The 19,660-nt window shown below is 33.0% G+C and carries 20 protein-coding genes; 3 read left to right on the top strand and 17 right to left on the bottom strand.

Annotation, left to right across the window (positions count from 1 at the left end; all coding sequences use genetic code 11):
- Positions 1–5: 5 nt before the first annotated feature.
- The 4 genes from ACJAZK_RS03910 to ACJAZK_RS03895 all read right to left on the bottom strand — a co-directional run bounded on the left by ACJAZK_RS03910 (position 6) and on the right by ACJAZK_RS03895 (position 3,697).
- A complete protein-coding gene (locus tag ACJAZK_RS03910) occupies positions 6–1,082 on the bottom strand; it encodes a hypothetical protein (protein ID WP_415222707.1) in 1,077 nt (358 codons plus the stop codon).
- Between the two features lie 83 nt (positions 1,083–1,165).
- Positions 1,166–1,984: a hypothetical protein gene (locus ACJAZK_RS03905; RefSeq protein ID WP_415222706.1), complete on the bottom strand. Its 819-nt coding sequence runs from the start codon at positions 1,982–1,984 to the stop codon at positions 1,166–1,168.
- The gene (locus ACJAZK_RS03900) at positions 1,971–2,549 is read right to left on the bottom strand and encodes an RNA polymerase sigma factor (protein WP_415222705.1); all 579 of its coding nucleotides are present in this window, start codon (positions 2,547–2,549) and stop codon (positions 1,971–1,973) included. The genes ACJAZK_RS03905 and ACJAZK_RS03900 overlap by 14 nt, the downstream gene beginning before the upstream one ends.
- Before the next feature lie 170 nt (positions 2,550–2,719).
- Positions 2,720–3,697 (bottom strand): polyprenyl synthetase family protein, encoded by a 978-nt coding sequence (locus ACJAZK_RS03895; RefSeq protein ID WP_415222704.1) that lies wholly within the window; start codon positions 3,695–3,697, stop codon positions 2,720–2,722.
- Positions 3,698–3,851: 154 nt separating this feature from the next.
- On the opposite strand from ACJAZK_RS03895, the gene ACJAZK_RS03890 reads away from it, so the two are divergent.
- The 3 genes from ACJAZK_RS03890 (at position 3,852) to ACJAZK_RS03880 (ending at position 5,877) form a co-directional block, all read left to right on the top strand.
- A complete protein-coding gene (locus ACJAZK_RS03890; protein ID WP_415222703.1) occupies positions 3,852–4,778 on the top strand; it encodes a T9SS type A sorting domain-containing protein in 927 nt (308 codons plus the stop codon).
- Between the two features lie 151 nt (positions 4,779–4,929).
- A complete protein-coding gene (locus tag ACJAZK_RS03885) occupies positions 4,930–5,499 on the top strand; it encodes a choice-of-anchor J domain-containing protein (protein ID WP_415222724.1) in 570 nt (189 codons plus the stop codon).
- 81 nt (positions 5,500–5,580) lie between these two features.
- Positions 5,581–5,877, top strand: a complete 297-nt coding sequence (locus ACJAZK_RS03880; protein ID WP_415222702.1) for a T9SS type A sorting domain-containing protein — start codon at positions 5,581–5,583, stop codon at positions 5,875–5,877.
- A 70-nt stretch (positions 5,878–5,947) separates the two neighbouring features.
- On the opposite strand, the gene rlmN is transcribed toward ACJAZK_RS03880, so the two are convergent.
- From rlmN to ACJAZK_RS03815, 13 genes are all read right to left on the bottom strand, one after another.
- On the bottom strand, positions 5,948–6,988 hold the full coding sequence (rlmN, locus tag ACJAZK_RS03875; RefSeq protein WP_415222701.1) for a 23S rRNA (adenine(2503)-C(2))-methyltransferase RlmN: 1,041 nt from the start codon (positions 6,986–6,988) through the stop codon (positions 5,948–5,950).
- A gap of 125 nt (positions 6,989–7,113) precedes the next feature.
- On the bottom strand, positions 7,114–8,163 hold the full coding sequence (queA, locus tag ACJAZK_RS03870; RefSeq protein ID WP_028871555.1) for a tRNA preQ1(34) S-adenosylmethionine ribosyltransferase-isomerase QueA: 1,050 nt from the start codon (positions 8,161–8,163) through the stop codon (positions 7,114–7,116).
- 160 nt (positions 8,164–8,323) lie between these two features.
- Positions 8,324–9,550 carry a 3-phosphoshikimate 1-carboxyvinyltransferase gene (locus tag ACJAZK_RS03865; RefSeq protein WP_415222700.1) on the bottom strand — a complete coding sequence of 409 codons (1,227 nt, stop codon included), beginning with the start codon at positions 9,548–9,550 and terminating at the stop codon, positions 8,324–8,326.
- Between the two features lie 48 nt (positions 9,551–9,598).
- The gene (locus tag ACJAZK_RS03860; protein WP_415222699.1) at positions 9,599–9,925 is read right to left on the bottom strand and encodes a nucleotide pyrophosphohydrolase; all 327 of its coding nucleotides are present in this window, start codon (positions 9,923–9,925) and stop codon (positions 9,599–9,601) included.
- Position 9,926: 1 nt separating this feature from the next.
- Positions 9,927–11,942: a DUF3858 domain-containing protein gene (locus ACJAZK_RS03855; RefSeq protein ID WP_415222698.1), complete on the bottom strand. Its 2,016-nt coding sequence runs from the start codon at positions 11,940–11,942 to the stop codon at positions 9,927–9,929.
- A gap of 3 nt (positions 11,943–11,945) precedes the next feature.
- Positions 11,946–13,850, bottom strand: a complete 1,905-nt coding sequence (locus ACJAZK_RS03850) for a DUF3857 domain-containing protein (protein ID WP_415222697.1) — start codon at positions 13,848–13,850, stop codon at positions 11,946–11,948.
- Positions 13,851–13,953: 103 nt separating this feature from the next.
- Positions 13,954–14,151: a hypothetical protein gene (locus ACJAZK_RS03845; protein WP_415222696.1), complete on the bottom strand. Its 198-nt coding sequence runs from the start codon at positions 14,149–14,151 to the stop codon at positions 13,954–13,956.
- A 6-nt stretch (positions 14,152–14,157) separates the two neighbouring features.
- Positions 14,158–14,430: a metal-dependent hydrolase gene (locus ACJAZK_RS03840; RefSeq protein ID WP_415222695.1), complete on the bottom strand. Its 273-nt coding sequence runs from the start codon at positions 14,428–14,430 to the stop codon at positions 14,158–14,160.
- Positions 14,430–14,882, bottom strand: coding sequence for a D-aminoacyl-tRNA deacylase (dtd, locus tag ACJAZK_RS03835; protein ID WP_415222694.1), 453 nt, complete (start codon positions 14,880–14,882; stop codon positions 14,430–14,432). Before dtd ends, ACJAZK_RS03840 begins: the two co-directional genes overlap by 1 nt.
- A gap of 61 nt (positions 14,883–14,943) precedes the next feature.
- Positions 14,944–15,894, bottom strand: a complete 951-nt coding sequence (gene rsgA, locus ACJAZK_RS03830; RefSeq protein WP_415222693.1) for a ribosome small subunit-dependent GTPase A — start codon at positions 15,892–15,894, stop codon at positions 14,944–14,946.
- 88 nt (positions 15,895–15,982) lie between these two features.
- Positions 15,983–17,644: a hypothetical protein gene (locus ACJAZK_RS03825; RefSeq protein WP_415222692.1), complete on the bottom strand. Its 1,662-nt coding sequence runs from the start codon at positions 17,642–17,644 to the stop codon at positions 15,983–15,985.
- Positions 17,645–18,031: 387 nt separating this feature from the next.
- Positions 18,032–18,394: a carboxypeptidase-like regulatory domain-containing protein gene (locus ACJAZK_RS03820; protein ID WP_415222691.1), complete on the bottom strand. Its 363-nt coding sequence runs from the start codon at positions 18,392–18,394 to the stop codon at positions 18,032–18,034.
- Positions 18,395–18,536: 142 nt separating this feature from the next.
- Entirely contained in the window at positions 18,537–19,619 is a 1,083-nt protein-coding gene (locus ACJAZK_RS03815) for a chorismate mutase (RefSeq protein WP_415222723.1), read from the bottom strand.
- Positions 19,620–19,660 lie beyond the last annotated feature (41 nt).

Genomic DNA, 19,660 nt, shown 5'->3' with positions numbered 1-19,660 from the left:
ATAGACTAGTCCAAATCAAATCTAAACCCTAGAGATAGGTTATGCTGATCAAATGTTTGGTTTTCAAATACAGGGTTTAAGTCATATTTCGCATATATACCTAAGCCTCCATAACCCACATAAGCACTTACACCGTATACAAAAGGTGTCGCATTATAATTACGTCTTATTCTTTGCTTTACGCGATTTCCATCTTCTTTGAAACGCAACTTTTGTTGCGTACCAATATTAAAACCTGCGTATCCACCAATCCCTATTTTAAAGTGATTCTCTGTACTGTATCTAAAGTAATTCTTACGTTCTATTTTTTTTGATGGCCCAAACTCAAAGTGTATGGGTACAACCAGATTTGTTATTCTAAATTCCGCCTCACTTAACTCACTGGGAAAAGCTTCCAAAGTCGTTATATTTCCATCTTGAACAAAATATTGATCATTTTTAGGTGTTAATTTATTCCATTGAAGAGAGACACCATATTTTAATCGTACTGCATTAGACTCCTTAAATAGTCGTGTTTTCCATGCGACGCCTAACTCTATAAATCCAGAACCCATGAAAGAGTATTCATCACCAATTTTTTGACCATCACCGATAGCATTATTAAACCCCGCTGCAAACACTAAATCACTGGTGGTACGTTTATCATAAACTCTTGATTTATTTTTTGGATTAATATTAATTCCTGTAAATTTTCTGAAGCTAAACCCAAACTGCACAGTCTCATCGGAATACCCATCATTATTTCGTTCTAATAGAGCAATTTTATTATCAAGAATTGCCATACGATTCTCAATATTTAGAGCTCGTTTTTTAGCTACTTCTTTTTTTAGCATTTCAGCGTCATCCTTAGTTATGCCTCCAACATCTAGTCTTCTATTAATGTTTTCTACTTCAGCCTTTAAAAATTCGCGTTCTTCGTTTTCGATAGTTTTTTTTAGCTCGATTAATCTGTCGATTTCTAAACCATTTTCTCTAAATGGCATATTATTTCCCGTAGAGTCTTGTTGTGTTTCTTGTGCATTCACATTACTTACAATTAAGCATAGTATGAGGAGCACTAAAGGTTTTGTGATCGTATTCATAGTGTTTGTTTTAGTTACCGAATTATTCGGAATGGATTGATGATAAATTTCACTTCGACTGCGCTCAGCGACTACTTGGAACCTTAGTTGTTACGCTCAGTAACTGCAGTTATGACCGATTTGTAACCTGATTTTAAACCGTCAAACACTCTGGTTCTAAACGATTGTTCCAGATCATCTTCAACGTCTTGAAGTAAAGCGTCTGCATCTACTGTTCGCGAAGTTTTTTTATATATTCGCTCTCTTAAAATAGCTCTTTCTGCCTGTTTTAATAGATTTTTAATTTCGGCATCTGTAATAGCTCCATTTTTAATTGTGAGGTTTTTGATTTGATTAACAACCTCAACCGCTTTGACCTCTTCAAAGGTTAATGTACTCACAGCCGTTTGTTCTAATTTATTAGTATTTGAATTTATAATCGCTACAGCTTGTTTTGTTTCATTTAATTTAATTAGTTTCTCTTTTATTGATTTCTCAATTTTAGTCTCTGTTTTATTATTAGTAGACTGATTAGATATTGTCGCTAACTTAGGTTCGTCTTTGATTGATGGTTTAATTTGTTTCTGCTTTTTATTCTCTTCGGAAATTTCAGCAACAACTTCCTTTTTAAAAGCTTCATTACTATCATTTGCCTCTACCTTAATTTGAGATGCTTTGATGCTGGTTTCGACTACTGTTGGTTCTACTAGTTGATTTTCCGAAGCATTAAACATTATATTAGTGACGAAAATAATTCCAATAATACTCGCGGCAATACCGATATAAAAGAGAAAGCCTCGTTTGCTGTTTTTATTGCTGGCATCAAGATCTGTAGACAATTTATCCCAAGCATCACTAGATGGCTGTAGGGTTCTTTTCTCTAACTTATCTTTTAGACTCTCTTCAAACTTAACTGATGCCATAACTTGTTGTATTTATGTCCTTAATTTTTTTCTGAAGCATTTGTCGGGCTTTAGATAATTGTGATTTTGAGGTGCCTTGAGAAATACTCAAAATATCTGCTATTTCCTGATGCTTATAGCCTTCAATTGCATGCATAACAAACACCATTTTATAACCTTTTGGAAGCTCATCAATGAGCTGTTGAATTTGAGCAACTTCAATTTGTGACTCTATATTGTTGTAGTGCTCTTTATAAATGGTTTCATCTTCAACCGAGAACTCTACCTGCTTTTCTTGTCTTAAAAAAGAAATAGATTCTCTTACCATGATGCGTCTCAACCAACCTTCAAAACTTCCCTCATTTTTAAAATTTTTAAGATTTATAAACGCTTTTAAAAAACCTTTTAACATCACAGATTCAGCATTTTGGATGTCTTTTATATAATAGCGGCATACGCTAAGCATTTTTGGCGCATGAATCTCAAACAATGTATGCTGAGCATCACGCTTGCCTTTCACTGCTCTTTTTATAAGCGTCGTATTATTTTTATGATGTAATTGAATTACTTTCAAAATGGCTTTCATTTGGTCTTCTATTTATAAAGACGTAATAATTGTTCAAATGGTTGCCTGATGATTCAAAAAACTTTAGTTAATGACTTGTTTGCTATTAACTTGATGTTTATCAGGCAAATAAATTTAACCATTTGGTAAGTGACCTATTGATTAAATTAGTTCTATTTAATAGATAACGATTATTTTTTTCTATCAATCACATAATTAACCATTAACTCCAATGATGATTTGTATTGAGATTCTGGATATGTATGTAATATCTCTAAAGCTTGCCCTTGAAATTGCTTCATTTTATTGACCGCGTAATCAAGTCCGTTGTGGTCTTTCACAAAATTAATAACCTCCTTAACCCTCTTTTTATCTTTATTATGGTTCTTAATTGAATTGATCAACCAAGATTTTTCCTTTTTAGAGCAATTATTAATGACATAAATCAAAGGTAGTGTCATTTTTTGTTCTTTAATATCTATTCCTGTAGGCTTACCAATTGCTTCATTTCCATAATCAAAAAGATCATCTTTGATTTGAAATGCCATTCCAATGAGTTCTCCAAATTTTCGCATAGTCTCTATATGCTCAGAATTTGGTTTTACAGATGCAGCACCTAAACTACAACATGCAGCGATGAGTGTTGCTGTTTTTTGTCTGATGATTTCGTAATAGATATCCTCTGTAATATCTAGTTGTCTCGCTTTTTCAATTTGCAATAATTCTCCTTCGCTCATTTCTCGAACAGCGACGGATATAATCTTTAATAGATCAAAATCATTATTATCTATGGATAGTAATAATCCTTTCGACAACAGAAAATCACCGATAAGAACTGCAATTTTATTTTTCCATAATGCATTAATTGAGAAAAATCCTCTTCTACGATTACTATCATCAACAACATCATCATGAACTAGGGTTGCTGTATGAATTAACTCAATAACCGAAGCTCCTCTATAAGTACGCTCATTAACTTCACCGTTATCAACCATTTTAGCGACTAAAAAGACAAACATTGGTCGCATTTGTTTCCCTTTTCGGTTTACGATATAGTGCGTTATACGGTTTAATAAGGCAACCTTACTTGACATAGAGAGTAAAAACTTCTGTTCAAAGAGTTCCATCTCGTAGGCAATGGGTTGTTTTATCTGTTCGGTAATCTTCAAGTATTATTACTTTTTTGTGTTGATTTTACAAAATTACTAATTAAGAACTAAAGGTTTTGAATATGATGTAATAAAAAATTAAATCTTATGACTTTGAGATTTCCCTTATCTTTTTTCTTTACTTTTAGGTTAATTAATTTAAATTTTGAATTTTATGAAAAAAATTACTCTTTTCTTTTTAACACTCTTAGTATTTACTTTTGGTAATGCTCAAGAAACCATTTCTTTTGAAGCTCCTGCCTACAGTCTTGGGAATATTAATGCTCAAAATGGCTGGGTGACCACTGGAGATGGTACTGGAGGTTTTGTAGCTAACCAAGTCATTACTGACGAATTATCAACAGACGGTACACAATCTCTTAAAATTGTCCAAGAAACTGCTTTTGGAGGGCAATCAAGTGCTATTGTAGGTGGTTTTTATGATTATGCTTTACCTATAACTCAAGAGGGTTCTACATTTTCTGCAGATATGAACATCACTCAACAAGATGCTAATAGTTCAAATTTTATATTTGGATTAGTTAATCTTACGGCTGGATCATTTATAACTTGGATAGAATTTGATTTTGCTGGTAATATTTTTGTTTTAGTAGACGATGGTCTTGGTACTGTTGTTAGAAATGATACTGGAACATCATGGAGTATTGACACGTGGTATAATATAAGAATGGAAATAACTGGTTCTATAATAACTTTCTTTGTGGATGATACTCAAGTAAGCACTGGAACAGTTATTATTACTGATGCAGTAGAACAGGTTAGATTCTCACATGATAATTTTGCAGGATCTGCTTACATTGATAATTTTAGAACTAATGATGAGAATTTATCTGTTTCAGAATTTGATCCAAATACATTCACACATTTTTATAACAGAGATTTAAAACAACTAAAATTAAACGCCCCTCAAAACAACCTAAATAGGATAGATATCTATGATGTCTTAGGAAAACGTGTTGTAAATCAAAGTTTAAGCGGAAACGAAAGCAATATAGCATTAGCGACACTTAAAAGTGGTGTTTATATTGCTAGAATTACAACAGAAAAAGGAATTCAAACTATAAAGTTTATAAAAAACTAATAGTACAGACACCAATAAAAAAGCGACCAGACTTCGACTACTTTCAGTAAGCGAGTGGTCGCTTTTTTTATTATAATAACTTGATTCTCAACTATTTAAAATTTATTAAAATCAATCAACTCTTTCTTCTTCTTTGATTTTTTTGTAACTTATTGATTCATTAATCTTTAAAATTCTCAATATAAAAAAAATTACTTTATTAATCTTTACTATTTGCGCCTTCCACGCTGGAAATGCTCAAACCAATCTTTTCTTTGATGATTTTGAATCTTACACAGACTTCATCATTACAGGAATAGGTGATTGGGACACTCTAGACTTAGATGGTTTACCAACCTACATTGGAGGAGATTCTACATTTGAGAATGCAAATGCTGCAATGGCATTTATAATTTTTAATCCAGCAGCTGCCGGTTCAACAAATGAGGATGATCCTGCTGCGGCAGAAGCAAGAAATTTTGACCCATTTAGTGGTGTAAAATATGCTGCAGCTTGGGCTAGTCCTCCTGGAGCATTAGCAGCAAACGACGATTGGCTAATATCACCTCCTGTTGATTTAGCAGTATCTGGAAACTCAGTTACCTTTCAAGTCAAAGCCATGTCTAACACTTATGGTGATGAAAATTATGAAGTTGGTATTTACACAGGAACTGGCACACCAACAGCCTCCTCTGATTTTAATATATTAGGAGGAACAAGAACTGCTACTTATCCCGATTAGGCTGAAGTCACAGTAGATTTAAGTGGTTATGATGATACTGAAATCAGAATTGGTATTCATTATACGTCAAGTGATGTATATATGCTCTTGGTTGATAATTTTTCTGTTGACACAACTTTAAACTTAAGTGTAAATGATTTTGAATCAAACACATTTACGCATTCGTATAATAAAGACACAGACATCCTTACTCTAGACTCATCTACTTTGCCATTTAGCGGTGTAGAAATTTATAATATCCTGGGGCAACGTGTTATAAACAATACGTTATCTGTAAATAATGAAACCATTGATATATCAAATTTAAAAGATGGTATTTACTTAATTAAAGTATCTATTCAAGGACATTTACAAACCATAAAGATTTTGAAGCAGTAATTGTTATTCAAGCATAATTAAAAAGCGACTACCCTTCGACTACACTCAGTAACCGAAGGATCGCTTTTTTTTATGCCTTATTAGCCAATTGCCCACAAGCCGCATCAATATCCTTTCCACGCGATCGTCTCACGGTTACCGTAATATTATTAGCTTCCAGCATATCGACATACATGTCAATTGCTTTTGAATTTGCTTGCTGAAATTCGCCGTCATCAATAGGATTATATTCTATTAAATTAACTTTACTAGGCGCAAATTTGCAGAATTTAATCAAGGCTTCTACATCATTTTTGGTATCATTAATTCCATCCCAAACTATGTATTCATAAGTAATACGGTTTTTAGTTTTCTCATACCAATACTCTAAAGCCTCTCTTAAATCTGCTAACGGAAATGTTGCATTAAAGGGCATAATAGATGTTCTAATCTCGTCAATAGCAGAATGTAAAGACACTGCAAGTTTAAACTTCACCTCATCATCAGCCATTTTCTTTATCATCTTAGGAACTCCAGATGTTGATACTACAATACGCTTTGGTGACATTGCTAGACCTTCAGGTGATGTGATTTTATCAATCGCCTTAAGGACGTTATTATAATTCATGAGTGGCTCTCCCATACCCATGAATACGATATTAGACAGTGGCCTGTTGTGATATAATCTACTTTCCTTATCTATAACAACGACTTGATCATAAATCTCATCTGGATTAAGATTTCGCATACGTTTTAATCTTGATGTTGCGCAAAATCTACAATCTAAACTACAACCAACTTGACTAGAAACACATGCCGTAGTGCGGTTTTTAGCAGGAATCAAGACAGACTCTACGATTAAACCATCATGTAATCGTACTGCATTTTTAATGGTCCCATCGCTACTCTTCTGTATTTGATCTACTTTAATATGATTAATAACAAAGTTGCTCTTAAGCATTTCTCTGGTTTCTTTAGACACGTTGGTCATGTCTTCGAAGGAATGAGCACCTTTACTCCATAACCATTCATAAACTTGATTTCCACGAAACGCTTGATCGCCTTCTATGACAAAAAAGTCTCTTAATTGTTCTTTTGTTAATGCTCGTATGTCTTTTTTTTTAATATCCATATATGTTGCAAAAGTAATAAAACCTTTTTTTCTGTTTATGATTTAACATTAAAGTTTAAAATTTCCGAAGCATAAAAAAAGCCTTACTATTACAGAAGGCTCTATTTATAACTATAAGTGATCTATTAAATAATCAACATCGCGTCACCATAGGTGTAAAAACGATATTTTTCTTTAACTGCTTCTTCGTAAGCCCTTTTCATAAAATCGTGACCTGCAAATGCAGACACCATCATTAATAACGTAGATTTTGGTGTATGAAAATTAGTAATCATACTATTCGCTATACTAAACTCATAAGGAGGGAAAATAAATTTATTCGTCCATCCTGTAAATTCATTTAATGTTCCACTAGAGGATACACAACTTTCTACAGCACGCATAGCGGTAGTACCTACAGCACACACACGCCTTTTTTCAGCAATACCTTTATTAATGATATCTGTAGCTGGTTTTGTAACGTAAATTTCTTCACTATCCATTTTATGCTTGGACAAATCCTCAACCTCAACTGGGTTAAAAGTACCTAAACCAACATGAAGTGTCACTTCTGGTAACTCAACTCCTTTAATTTCTAAACGCTTCAGTAAATGCTTTGAAAAATGCAAACCTGCAGTTGGTGCTGCCACAGCTCCTTCATTTTTTGCAAAAATAGTTTGATAACGTTCGGCATCTTCTGGCTCTACTTCTCTTTGAATATATTTTGGGAGTGGTGTTTCACCGAGTTCGGTTAATTTTCTTCTAAATTCATGGTAAGACCCGTCATATAAGAAACGTAATGTTCTTCCTCTAGAGGTTGTATTATCAATAACTTCGGCCACCAAAGTTTCATCTTCACCAAAGTATAATTTATTACCAATTCTTATTTTACGTGCTGGATCCACTAAAACATCCCAAAGGCGCTGTTCTTCATTTAATTCTCTTAATAAGAAAACTTCAATTCTCGCTCCTGTTTTTTCTTTGTTACCGTATAGGCGAGCTGGAAACACTTTCGTGTTGTTCAAAATCATGACATCTCCTTCATCAAAATAATCGATGACATCTTTAAATAGCTTGTGCTCGATAGTTTGATTTTTTCTATCCAAAACCATTAGTCTAGACTCGTCTCTAATATCTGACGGACGTTCAGCTAATAATTCATCTGGAAGATCAAAATGGAAGTGTGATAATTTCATAAGTTATTGTTTAATTATTTTTAGGTCTTATACAATTTTGCCAAATAAACATCGCATCAAATTAAAATACTTATATCTCTGAATAATTACGGCAAATACGTTTTTTTCAAGTCGCAAATATACAATCTCAACATAGGCCTTGTCAAGTAAAACGCAGTATTTATTTAGAAAATTTAAAACCAAGAGTTTTTAAGTCGTCCCAAAACGTTGGATATGATTTAGAAACCACCCTGTAATCTTCAATAATTAAATCTGTTTTTAAGGCTAATGGAGCAAATGCCATTGCCATTCTATGGTCATTATACGTAGCAATAGCAACGTTTTTATTCAAGGTTACTGTTTTATGAAGCATTAACGTATCTTCTGTAATATCAATTGTTGCTCCTAATTTTTGCAATTCATTTTGAAGCGCAACTAAACGGTCTGTTTCTTTAATTTTTAATGTATGTAAACCTGTAAGATGACACTTTAAGCCCAAACCTAAACATGTAACTGCAATAGTTTGAGCAATATCTGGTGAGTTATTAAGTTGAAACTCTACTGTATTGCTTTTAGAATCCTCCACTTTTGTAAGTAATATACAATCACTTCCAAAGACTGTTTCCACACCAAATGCTATATAAATATGTGCTAGTACAGAGTCACCTTGTAACGATTCTTCTTTGTAAGACGTCAACTTCACTTCTGTTCCAATTGGACTTAAAGCCACTATGCTATAAAAATAAGATGCCGAAGACCAATCTGATTCTACGGTAAGACTTTCTGTTTTAAGAGCATCCTTTTTTGAATTGACCTTTATTACTTGATTTTCAAAGGTTGTTTGTATTCCAACTTGGTTTAATAAGTCAAGTGTCATATTTATATACGGAATCGAAGTGATTTTACCTTCTAAGGTCAATTCTAGTCCGTTTTCTAAACGAGAGGCAATTAATAATAATGCTGAAATATACTGACTACTCACATTAGCCTTTAAAGTTACTTTATGCCTAGTAAGTTTTTTACCTTGAATCCTAATAGGCGGACAACCATAAGCCTCTGTATAAGAGATTTCTGCACCTAATTGATGTAATGCGTCCACCAAAATTTCTATTGGTCGTTCTTTCATACGACTGGAACCAGTAAGCACAACATTCCTGCCTTCTTTACTTGCAAAATAAGCTGTTAGAAAACGCATTGCAGTTCCTGCATGATGAATATCTAAAGTAGTTTCTTTAGAAGCTAAAGCCTTTTGCATCACTATTGAATCATCAGAGTTTGAGACGTTATTAATTTTTAATTCTGGATATAATGCTTGCAGTAGCAACAATCTATTAGACTCACTTTTTGATCCAGTGATCGTGATGTTTGATTGCTCTTTAATTACAGATTTGTGAAGTTGTATTGTCATAAAAAAATACTTGCTCGTTTTGGCAAGTTGATAACTAGAGCGGAAGTTTTATTTTAATTTATCGTTATTTTGATGTCTGTCGTGGTCTCGTTTAGTTTTCAAATCCAATTTTTTATCGAAAGCACTTTGCAAATCAATACCTGTTTGATTTGCCAAACACAAAACTACAAAAACCACATCTGCTAACTCTTCTCCTAAGTCCTTATTTTTATCACTTTCCTTTTCGCTTTGCTCACCATATCGCCTTGCAATTATCCTTGCCACTTCACCAACCTCCTCTGTAAGTTGAGCCATATTAGTAAGCTCATTAAAATACCGTACGCCATGTTCTTTAATCCATGAGTCCACTTCTAATTGTGCATTTTTGATATCCATTTTAAATCTTTTTAAGTACTATCTTTTCACCTTCTTTTTCCATGGCTTGAGCAAAAAACTGTTTAAAAAACGTATAATTCTCAGGAAGTATTAACGAGGCGTTAATATTTAACTCTACATTGACTTGAAGAAAACGTCCATTTTGATTCACTAAATATTTAAATTCCCCTGTCTTATTTGCAAAATCTAGAGCTTGATTTTCCGGCAAATATTCAACATTATAACCTTCAGGCAGCATAATATTAATCATGTATTTATCAGACATTGGGTACATTAAATCAATTGGTAATTTTCGTTCGTCTTGCTTAAATGGATTTTCTTGAGTATTCAAAAAGAGTAACGGAGAAAAGTATAGTTTATCGCCTATTTCTTCAAGTGCATTATCCATTGTATACTCGTAAGTGATTTTAATGGGCTCTAATAAGCTATCCTCTCCTTCAACCTCCAAATTAGAAATAAGCAAATCCCCTTTATCCTTTTCTAAAACCTTTATATAAGCTTCAGTACTTAAATCTGCATAATTATCTCTATAACGTTTGGCGATATAATCAAACTTTTGTGACCTTACTTTTCCTTCCGCAGATAAATCTGAATTTATTTTAATATTCAAGCCTGTGATATCTCTAGAGACTTTGCGTGGTGTCAAATCAATCCATGTAGAGCTGCCATTTTCTCTAATCACCCGTCCTTGCCAATTTAAATCTCTTATAGGTAATGTATTAAAGGTCGCATTATCTCCTGTTGCATCTAATAACGACATGATGTCTTCATCTTCAACAAAACAAATAACATAGTTAAAACCATCTCTTGTAGGAAATAATGGAATCCCGTGACTCTTTGTACTAATCAATACGGGGTTTGCTATAATCCCTGCATATCTTAGCATTGACACTAACATTAAATTAATATCGCCTACATTACCAACCCCTTCTTTATAAGCTTTTCTAACACCGGCATCTGTTGTGTAGCCATAATAACCATTCCATTTAACCTTAACTTTTACATAATTATAAATAGCAAAAGCTTTTTGAGCATTACTCTCAAGATTAGCAGTTAAAGCATCTATCTCATCCTCATAATAACCAGATTTATCTAGTTGTTCGCCAAAATCATCAGACTTATAAATTGTTTTTGTTACCGCATCCCAAGAATTGGATAAATTCTTATAAGGCTCATTAGGATATTTAATCGCTGTTAATTCTAACTTTAATTTGGCTTGATAGTTACCTAAATTATCAATAAAAGGCTCGTCTTTTAATGCTGGTATATCGGTTTCATTAATTTTAATTACATTTTCGTTAATGGAAAATTGAGACACAGAAGTCTCTGAATTTCTACTACCATAACTATCACTAGAAACTGATGTATTTGTCACCGATTCGTTTCGAGACGAAGTGGTTTCTTCAATCTTAGGCCTATATGTTGTTTGAGGATTCAACACTTTATTGTAAATAAAGTACTCCGGTGTTTTTACAGACACTTCTAAGACATTAATCGGGATGGCATATTGCAATTCCAAATCGTCTATTGCTAAAAACGGTGAAGATATCTCATATGTGAATTCCACAATACAGCCTTCTTTTATATTGGGCATTGTGAATGATTTCACCTTCCAAAACTTATTTAATTCCTCATCAAAAACACCATCACTTTTAAGCTTGTCGTCTTTTACTTTACCATCTACCAAATTATATGTGTAGGCCTTAAGCTTATATAATTTTTCGCTTTCAGAATTCATCTTATTATACAACCTAACCTTCTTAGTAGCCCAACTAAAACCCTCTTTATTGTAAATTTTGATACGTTGATGAATGGTTCTAACCTGAATAAAACCGTCACCTTTACGATAATCAAATCGCACACTTTCCCTTTTAAATAAGAGAGCAGCATTCGCTGTTGGATCTTTTGGATGTACTTTTTCTGCTAGTTCATCTTTTGAAACTTTACCAAATTTAAAATTTTGAGCTTGCAAGTTTAATGCAATAAGGAGCACTACTGATGTAATTATAGTCTTCATTCTTTACGTTTTAGAGATCAATACCATTTTAGATTTATCATGTTTCACCATTATTGACATGAAGGTTCTAAAATCATCGTACGCTTCTTTTGGGTAGAATCCCTTATTTAAAATTTGTGTTCGTTTGTATCGTAATTTACCGTCAGATAATTTTTCAATAGAAAAAGAATAGCTTCCAAACTTATTAGATATATCAACTGCACTTGGTATGGCTTCAATATCAAAATTTGGATCTATAGTAATGATAAATTCATCTTCATCTTTATAACCTCTTTCTATTTCAAAATCTAAAGTTCTCTTTTTATATCGCGTAGGAATTCGAGTTACTCTATTAAAAGCATTAGGGTGAAACAGTAAACGCTTACCACTTTTTATAGCAAAACTAGAAGAAGATACACTTACGTCCTCAATAAAAACAACACGATCTTTATCATTTGTGAATTTTATGTTTTCTACGGAAAGGTTATTTATATAATCCCAATAGTCTTTAAAATATAATTCTTGATCTCGTAATGATTTATTTTGATTCCCTTCATGAAGCGCATATTGATAACCTTGAGTTTTAATCGTTACATCTGCTGAAATTGATCCATCCGCAGCAATAGTTATCATTGCATTTGTAGATTGCAAATTATCTTTTGTAGCATACACCGTTGTATGTATAATTTCACCTCCTTCTGGAGTAATCAATAAAGCATCTCTATCATCTGTAAAACCAGCGGTAAAACCAAATGGATTTGTTTGGCTGGTGCATTCTAACCAAATATCTTTAGTCTCATTTGGTATGCATAATACTGCGTGGTTACCCTCAGTAGCAGAAAATTCATTATCAAAACTGGTAATAGCTTTACCTCCATAAATAACTGCATAATAAGAAGTTACACCTACCTCATCCAAAAGCGCTTTTGTATAATTAGACAAACCTTTACAATCAGCATAACCTAGGCGTTCTACATCTCCAGCCAGCATAGGTTTCCATCCTCCAATACCCACTTGTACGCTTATATAACGGGTTTTATTTTGCATGTAATTATAAACAATCTTTGCTTTCTCAGCATCTGTAGTTGCATCTTTAGCCAAGGCTTTAACTTCTTCTTTTATGATTTCTGGTATAACTTCTGTACCCGTTAACAGCTCGTCATACATCCATTTACCAAAATCTTGCCAGTTATTATTTAGACCTTTAACGCCTTCCATTTCAAAATCTACTAGTGCTGCTCTTACCATGGGTGCGTAGCTTTTAAAAGACGGACTATAAGCTTCTGGTTTTATCGACTTTAGATTTTGAGCAGAATAATGAAAATCACTATGTGTCTCAATAGAATAACTATCAAGGTTGATTGCTTTAATCTTAACTTCTGTATCTGAGTTATTAATAATTTTATATTCTGAGTTTTCTGTGCTGACATAAAAACCTCCAATAGGTCTCCAAGACGGGACAAAAGCTGTGCTCTTATAATTTACCTGAATTTCTATAGCAATAGTATACGGATAATTTGTTGGTGTGTAATTCAAATACTTTACTCGATTATCTGAGTAAAGCGTCCCACCACTTACAGCACTTACATCTTCAAAGTCTTTTTCTCTAAATTTCTTAATCTCCTCACCATTACTATCGTAGATTCTGGCTTCTAGGCTTTTAATCTTTCTATTGTCATCATACCCTACAACAGCACCCTGATCTAAAAGACCATTTTCGTTATATACTGTCACAATACGTTTATTGCTATATAAAAAATCATTGTAAGACTCAATCTCAATAAGTGTATTGTCATACCGAACAACTGCGTTAGCCTTAACTCTTAATTGAATGGGAACTGTAGATGATTTAAGTAGTTCTTCATCTTGAGCATTTGTAGTAGTTGACAGCAATATTGCAAACAATATTACAGAGAATTTTAAGAGCATAAAAAGCGTTTAAGTTTAGGCAACTATCAAATATAGAAAATATACTTAAACACTAGGTGCGGAAAACCGTAAAGTCATCATAATTAATTAGCCATCAGCTTTTTTAAAAAAAAGGCATCAATAAAAGGGTGCCACACGGTATTGTTATGTATTGAATTTCACTCAAAATGACTCTAACGCCCCATTCTGAGAGAAACTTCTCAAGTCCAATTGGCGACACTTTTAGACCTCTAAAAAGAAAGAAATATCGAGCATTTTCAAAAGGGATTAAAAAACCCACACCTTCTACTCCAATAGTCATAGCAGCTTATATCCCGTGAGAAATAGTTGATGAAAATAAAACAACAACAAAAATAAGTGGTCTAGATTTTCCGAATAAAAAAGTAAGCAAGATAGAATGCGTAAAGCCTCTATGACGAAAAGGATGCAAATAATCTATACCAAAGAAAAACCCTAGAACACCTAAATCTGGCAGTACAGAAGACCCAAAGGATAGAAAAACTAACAACTTACTAGATTTAGAATCTACAACTTTCGCAACGGTATAAGCAACTACGCTGTGTCCAAAAATTGATGCCATTACGCCTTATCCTTAGTATCAATTATGACGGTAACAGGACCATCGTTGATCAGCTCCACTTTCATGTCTGCTCCAAATTGACCCGTTTGCACTTTTTTACTTAAATCTATTTCTAACTGTTTTACAAAGGCTTCATATAGAGGAATAGCTAAATCTGGTTTAGCTGCGCGAATATAACTTGGTCGGTTTCCTTTTTTTGTACTCGCATGAAGTGTGAATTGACTCACAACGATAGCATCACCTTTGGTTTGCAATAATGAGGTATTCATAACACCGTCAACATCTGAAAAAATACGAAGATTAGAAATTTTATTAGATAGCCATTTGATATCCTCTTGAGAATCATCACTAACAATACCAAGAAGCACTAATATACCTAAGTTGATATTCGCTACTTTTTGCCCTTCAATACTTACTGAAGCTTTTAATACGCGCTGAATGACTGCTTTCAAAATAATTTAAGATTTAAAATTCAGATTTACTGCAAATCAAATACTGCTTGCTATATACTAGTTACTTTTCTTCCCAATTATCAGTCCTATAGTGCTCGTCTTCACCTTCTAAAATTTTAAGATAGCTACGATATCTAGAATATGAAATCTCATCATTCTCTAATGCATCTTTCACTGCACATTTAGGCTCTTCTACGTGAAGACAATTATTGAATTTGCAGTGTTGTTTAAGTTTAAAAAATTCTGGAAAGTAATCAGCGACTTCTTCCTTATCTATATCCACAATACCGAAACCTTTAATCCCTGGAGTGTCAATAATTTTAGCATCAAAACTCAAGTCAAACATTTCTGCAAAGGTCGTCGTGTGCTGCCCTTGACTGTGTTGGGAGGAAATGGCTTTCGTTTTTAAATCTAATCCAGGCTCAATAGCATTAACCAGTGTTGATTTTCCAACACCAGAGTGGCCTGCAAACATACTCACCTTGCCTATCATTAATGCTTTAACCTTATCAATGTTTTTTCCTGTTTCCGCAGAAATACCGATGCACTCATATCCTATCTTTCTATATACATGAGCTAAATATTTCACCTCATCTAAAGTCTCTTCACTATACGTATCTACTTTATTAAAAAGCAATACTGTTTTTACCTGATAAGCTTCTGCAGTGACTAAAAAACGGTCTATAAAACTTGTAAACGTTGGCGGATTATCAATGGTAATTAACAAAAATACTTGATCTACATTGGATGCAATAATGTGAGTTTGTTTGGATAGATTAACCGATTTACGAACAATATAATTAGAACGGTCATGAATCTTGTGGATTACGCCTGTTACATCATCATTATTGGTCTCTAATTCAAAATCTACAATATCACCAACCGCAATGGGATTCGTGCTTTTAATACCTTTTAATCGGAATTTACCTTTGATTCTGCATTGATAAGTAGCACCAAGATTAGTTTTCACGGTGTACCAGCTTCCTGTAGATTTATAAACGAGTCCTGTCATTAAAAACAAAGATGCTAATAATTAGCGTTTAAAACAATAAAAAAAAGACCATCACTTGATGGTCTTTAATTCTATGTAAATTAAAATGTTAGTTTATGATCATACGACCTAACTTATCTTCAGATTTTCTTGAAGAGTAAATAAGATACTCTTTGTTGCTTTTTATATAAAAAACTCCTGGTCTCAAGATTAATTGATCTTCTTGTAATTCTTCTGGATCAATTCTAGTGATATCGCCATTAACTTTATTAAAAGTGAAGGCTGTTGGTATTGCTTTATTGTAGTTTCCTAATTTTTTAATCTCTTCAATATCTGTAATACCTATATTTTTTTTGTTGTCATTAAAAACAACTGTAAGCTCGCCATTGGTGTAAATTGGAATAGCTCCTAAATACTCTGGTCCTTTTCCTAAAACCGCCAAAGGGATTGCAATACCTACTCCTACTGAAAAATTAGAACCATTTGAAAACCCATACATACCAATTGACATAGTGGTAAAGCTTGCTCTTTGGTCCTTGGCAATGACATTTGCCCATTCTACAGACCCATCAGCATTTAACGATGTCACAATAATTTCATTGGTAAAAAATGTGATAGGAGTGAAACTAATACCAAGACCTCCAATACCAATACCTGAAGAACTACCAATAATTGATTGTCTATATTCTGCAAGAAAAATTAAACCTCCATTTTCTTTTTCAATTAAACTATGCGTCGAATAATAAGGTAGTATATCCTTATCCTTTTTAGCTCTTCGCTCTCCAATGAGTTTAACTTTTGTGTCAAAATCAAAGACATTAAATTTTAAGTTAGTGACTTCGTTTGAAGAGCCGTTTATAGTTGCAGAATAAATACCTTTTAATTTCCAATTTGCTTTTCCGCGTTTATTAACACTAGAATAAAAACCAACTAAATTAAGTGTGTTATTCGCTGTCATTAACATTTCACAATTAATAACTTCTTTTCCTGTAAAGTCTATATTAATAACTTCTTTATTATAGCTATTAGCTTCTTTAAAGGCATGCACTTCAAATTTTTCAATATTCTTTTTTGCTTTTCTATCTCTATAACTTTCATTAATTACAAGAAAGATATCGTCTTCCTGAGTAATATCAAAATCTGAAATTGTAAATTCTAAATCCTTTCTATCTTCAAATGATACTTTTTCTAAATGCGATGTAACGATGTCTAAATTTTCATTAATAAGCTTAATTTCATATTGCATGATTTCCTCTTTATCAAATAGAGATGCATGCATTATTAAAAGCTTATCTAGATTAGGTGAGTGTTTAAAATAGAAAGCACCTTTCTCTCTGTTTTTGGTAACCTTGGTTGAAAATAATTTTTTTGTGTTTGTTGTTAACTTTCCATCTTCAGAGATTTCTACAGCCAACAAATTATTAACTTTATTTTTTCTATCATAAACGCTACCAATAATATAAATTCTATTATTTAAAACAGCGATTTCTTCAAAGTTTGGTTCTTTATCAATAAAATCATCCATTTCAATTTCATTAACAGAAATTAAATCCATGTCTACTGAACTAAACACTTTAATATAAAAGTTTTTCCCTTTGGTTGCTAAGGTGTAAATTTTACCATTAGTCTCTCCAGCTATTTTAACAATTTTTTCTTTGTCGGCCTCAATTTCTTTTCCGTGAGTAATTGTAATTGGTCCTAATTGTCCCTGAGCATTTACCGTAGTATAAGACACTAATATCAGTAAAATAAATGTAATTCTTTTAAGCATATAATCTATATATTGAATTTGAAAGAGAATTCTTTCACGAACAAAAATATACTTTTTATTGACTTTTTAGTTTAGATTGTCAGTAATCTACATTCTAATTACTCTTTTAACAGCAATTTAGACCCCATTAGAAGACACGCTAATGATATAAATTTCAGATGATCGATTTGATAAATCAACAATAATATTAGACCTTAACTTTCCTTCTGTTCCATTTAAAATAATACGCCCTGCTTTAGCTGATACCATGACCTTTACTTGAGAAATATCTTCTAGAAACTTAATTTTAAAGATGCCATCCTATGATGGGTTTGGATAGAGTTTAATGGTTTCAGACTTACTTTTTCGCACTATGTTGTCTTGAGTAACACTTAGACCAAGACGTCCTCACCCACACATAAGATAACAACTAACGGTAGTGCAACTTACTGCTCCTGTATGCGCATAAATCAATACTGAATCTACCTCCTCAAAGCTATCAAAAACTAAATCAACTGTCGTCACCTCGCCTACTAAAACTTCTTTGGTCTTATAACCTAAATAAGAAAACTGTAAGATATCTGTAGGCTTAGCCATAATCAAGAATTTTCCATCGTCATTTGAAGATGTTCCTATTTTTGAGTTTTTAATCGTAATATGAGCTGAAGATAATTGACCTAAATTATCTGAAACTGTACCTTTAATAAGGGCCTGAGCAGATGTTCCTAATGCGATTAATACTGCACATAACACCAGTAATGTTAATTTCATAATATGAGTTTTAAATTATGAATCAAACCTCGATGAAATCTAGAATTTACAAAACCAATAATGAGTAAAACATACTTTTGAGTGAGTATAACGCATAAAAAAGCCTCAAGTTAATGAGGCTGTAAAATTTATGGATAAGGGACTAACCGTTGATGACTTTTTCTTGATGGTTAATGGATTCTTGATGAATTGCTTTAAACATACGTAAAATAAATTCTTCACTCAGTCCTTTTTCATCACCATGTAAAACCATTTTACCCAAAATCTCGTTCCATCGCTTGCTCTGCAACACTGCAACATTTTTTTGTTTTTTAAGTCCGCCAATACCATCGGCAACCTTCATTCGTTTACCTAATAATTCTATGATTTGATTATCAACCACATCAATCTGAGCTCTCAAATTATCGAGTTCTTTATTAAACGCTGCTTCAGGATCTGATTCTTTTCTAATTTTCAAATCGTCCATGATACGAATTAATGTCTTTGGTGTCACTTGCTGAGCAGCATCACTCCAAGCGTTATCAGGATCAAAATGAGTTTCTATCATTAAACCGTCAAAATTAAGATCTAATGCCGTTTGAGATACATCAAAAATCATATCTCTTTTACCAGTAATATGCGATGGGTCATTGATTAATGGTAAATCTGGAAATTTATTTTGAAACTCAATAGCTATTTGCCATTCAGGAATATTTCTATACTTCGTTTTCTCATAAGTAGAGAACCCTCTGTGAATTGCTCCTAAATTTTTAATTCCTGCAGTATATAATCTTTCAATACCACCTAACCATAAAGCTAAATCTGGATTTACTGGATTTTTCACTAACACTATTTTATCTGTTCCTTTTAGAGCATCTGCAATTTCTTGCATTATAAAAGGACTCACTGTAGAACGCGCACCAATCCATAATAAATCAATATCATGTTCTAGAGCTAATTCTACATGGTTTCTATTGGCCACTTCTGTACAGGTTTTCATACCTGTTTCTGATTTTACTTTTTGTAACCATTTTAAACCTAAAGCACCAACACCTTCAAAATTCCCTGGACGAGTTCTTGGTTTCCATATACCTGCTCTAAAATAATTAACGTCTGTATCCTTAAGCTCGTGCGCTATTTTTAAAACTTGTTCTTCGGTCTCTGCACTGCACGGTCCTGCAATAACTAGGGGATGATCTAATCCTAGACTATCTAACCATGTTCTCATTTCTTTTTTATTCTCCATTGCTTTTGGTCTTTTGGTTCTGTTTTCCATAGAAAACAAAG

This window comes from Psychroserpens sp., assembly GCF_047633235.1.
GTDB lineage: Bacteria > Bacteroidota > Bacteroidia > Flavobacteriales > Flavobacteriaceae > Psychroserpens.
Note: the sequence above shows the minus strand (reverse complement) of the source record. Positions and strands in the feature narration are given on the sequence as shown.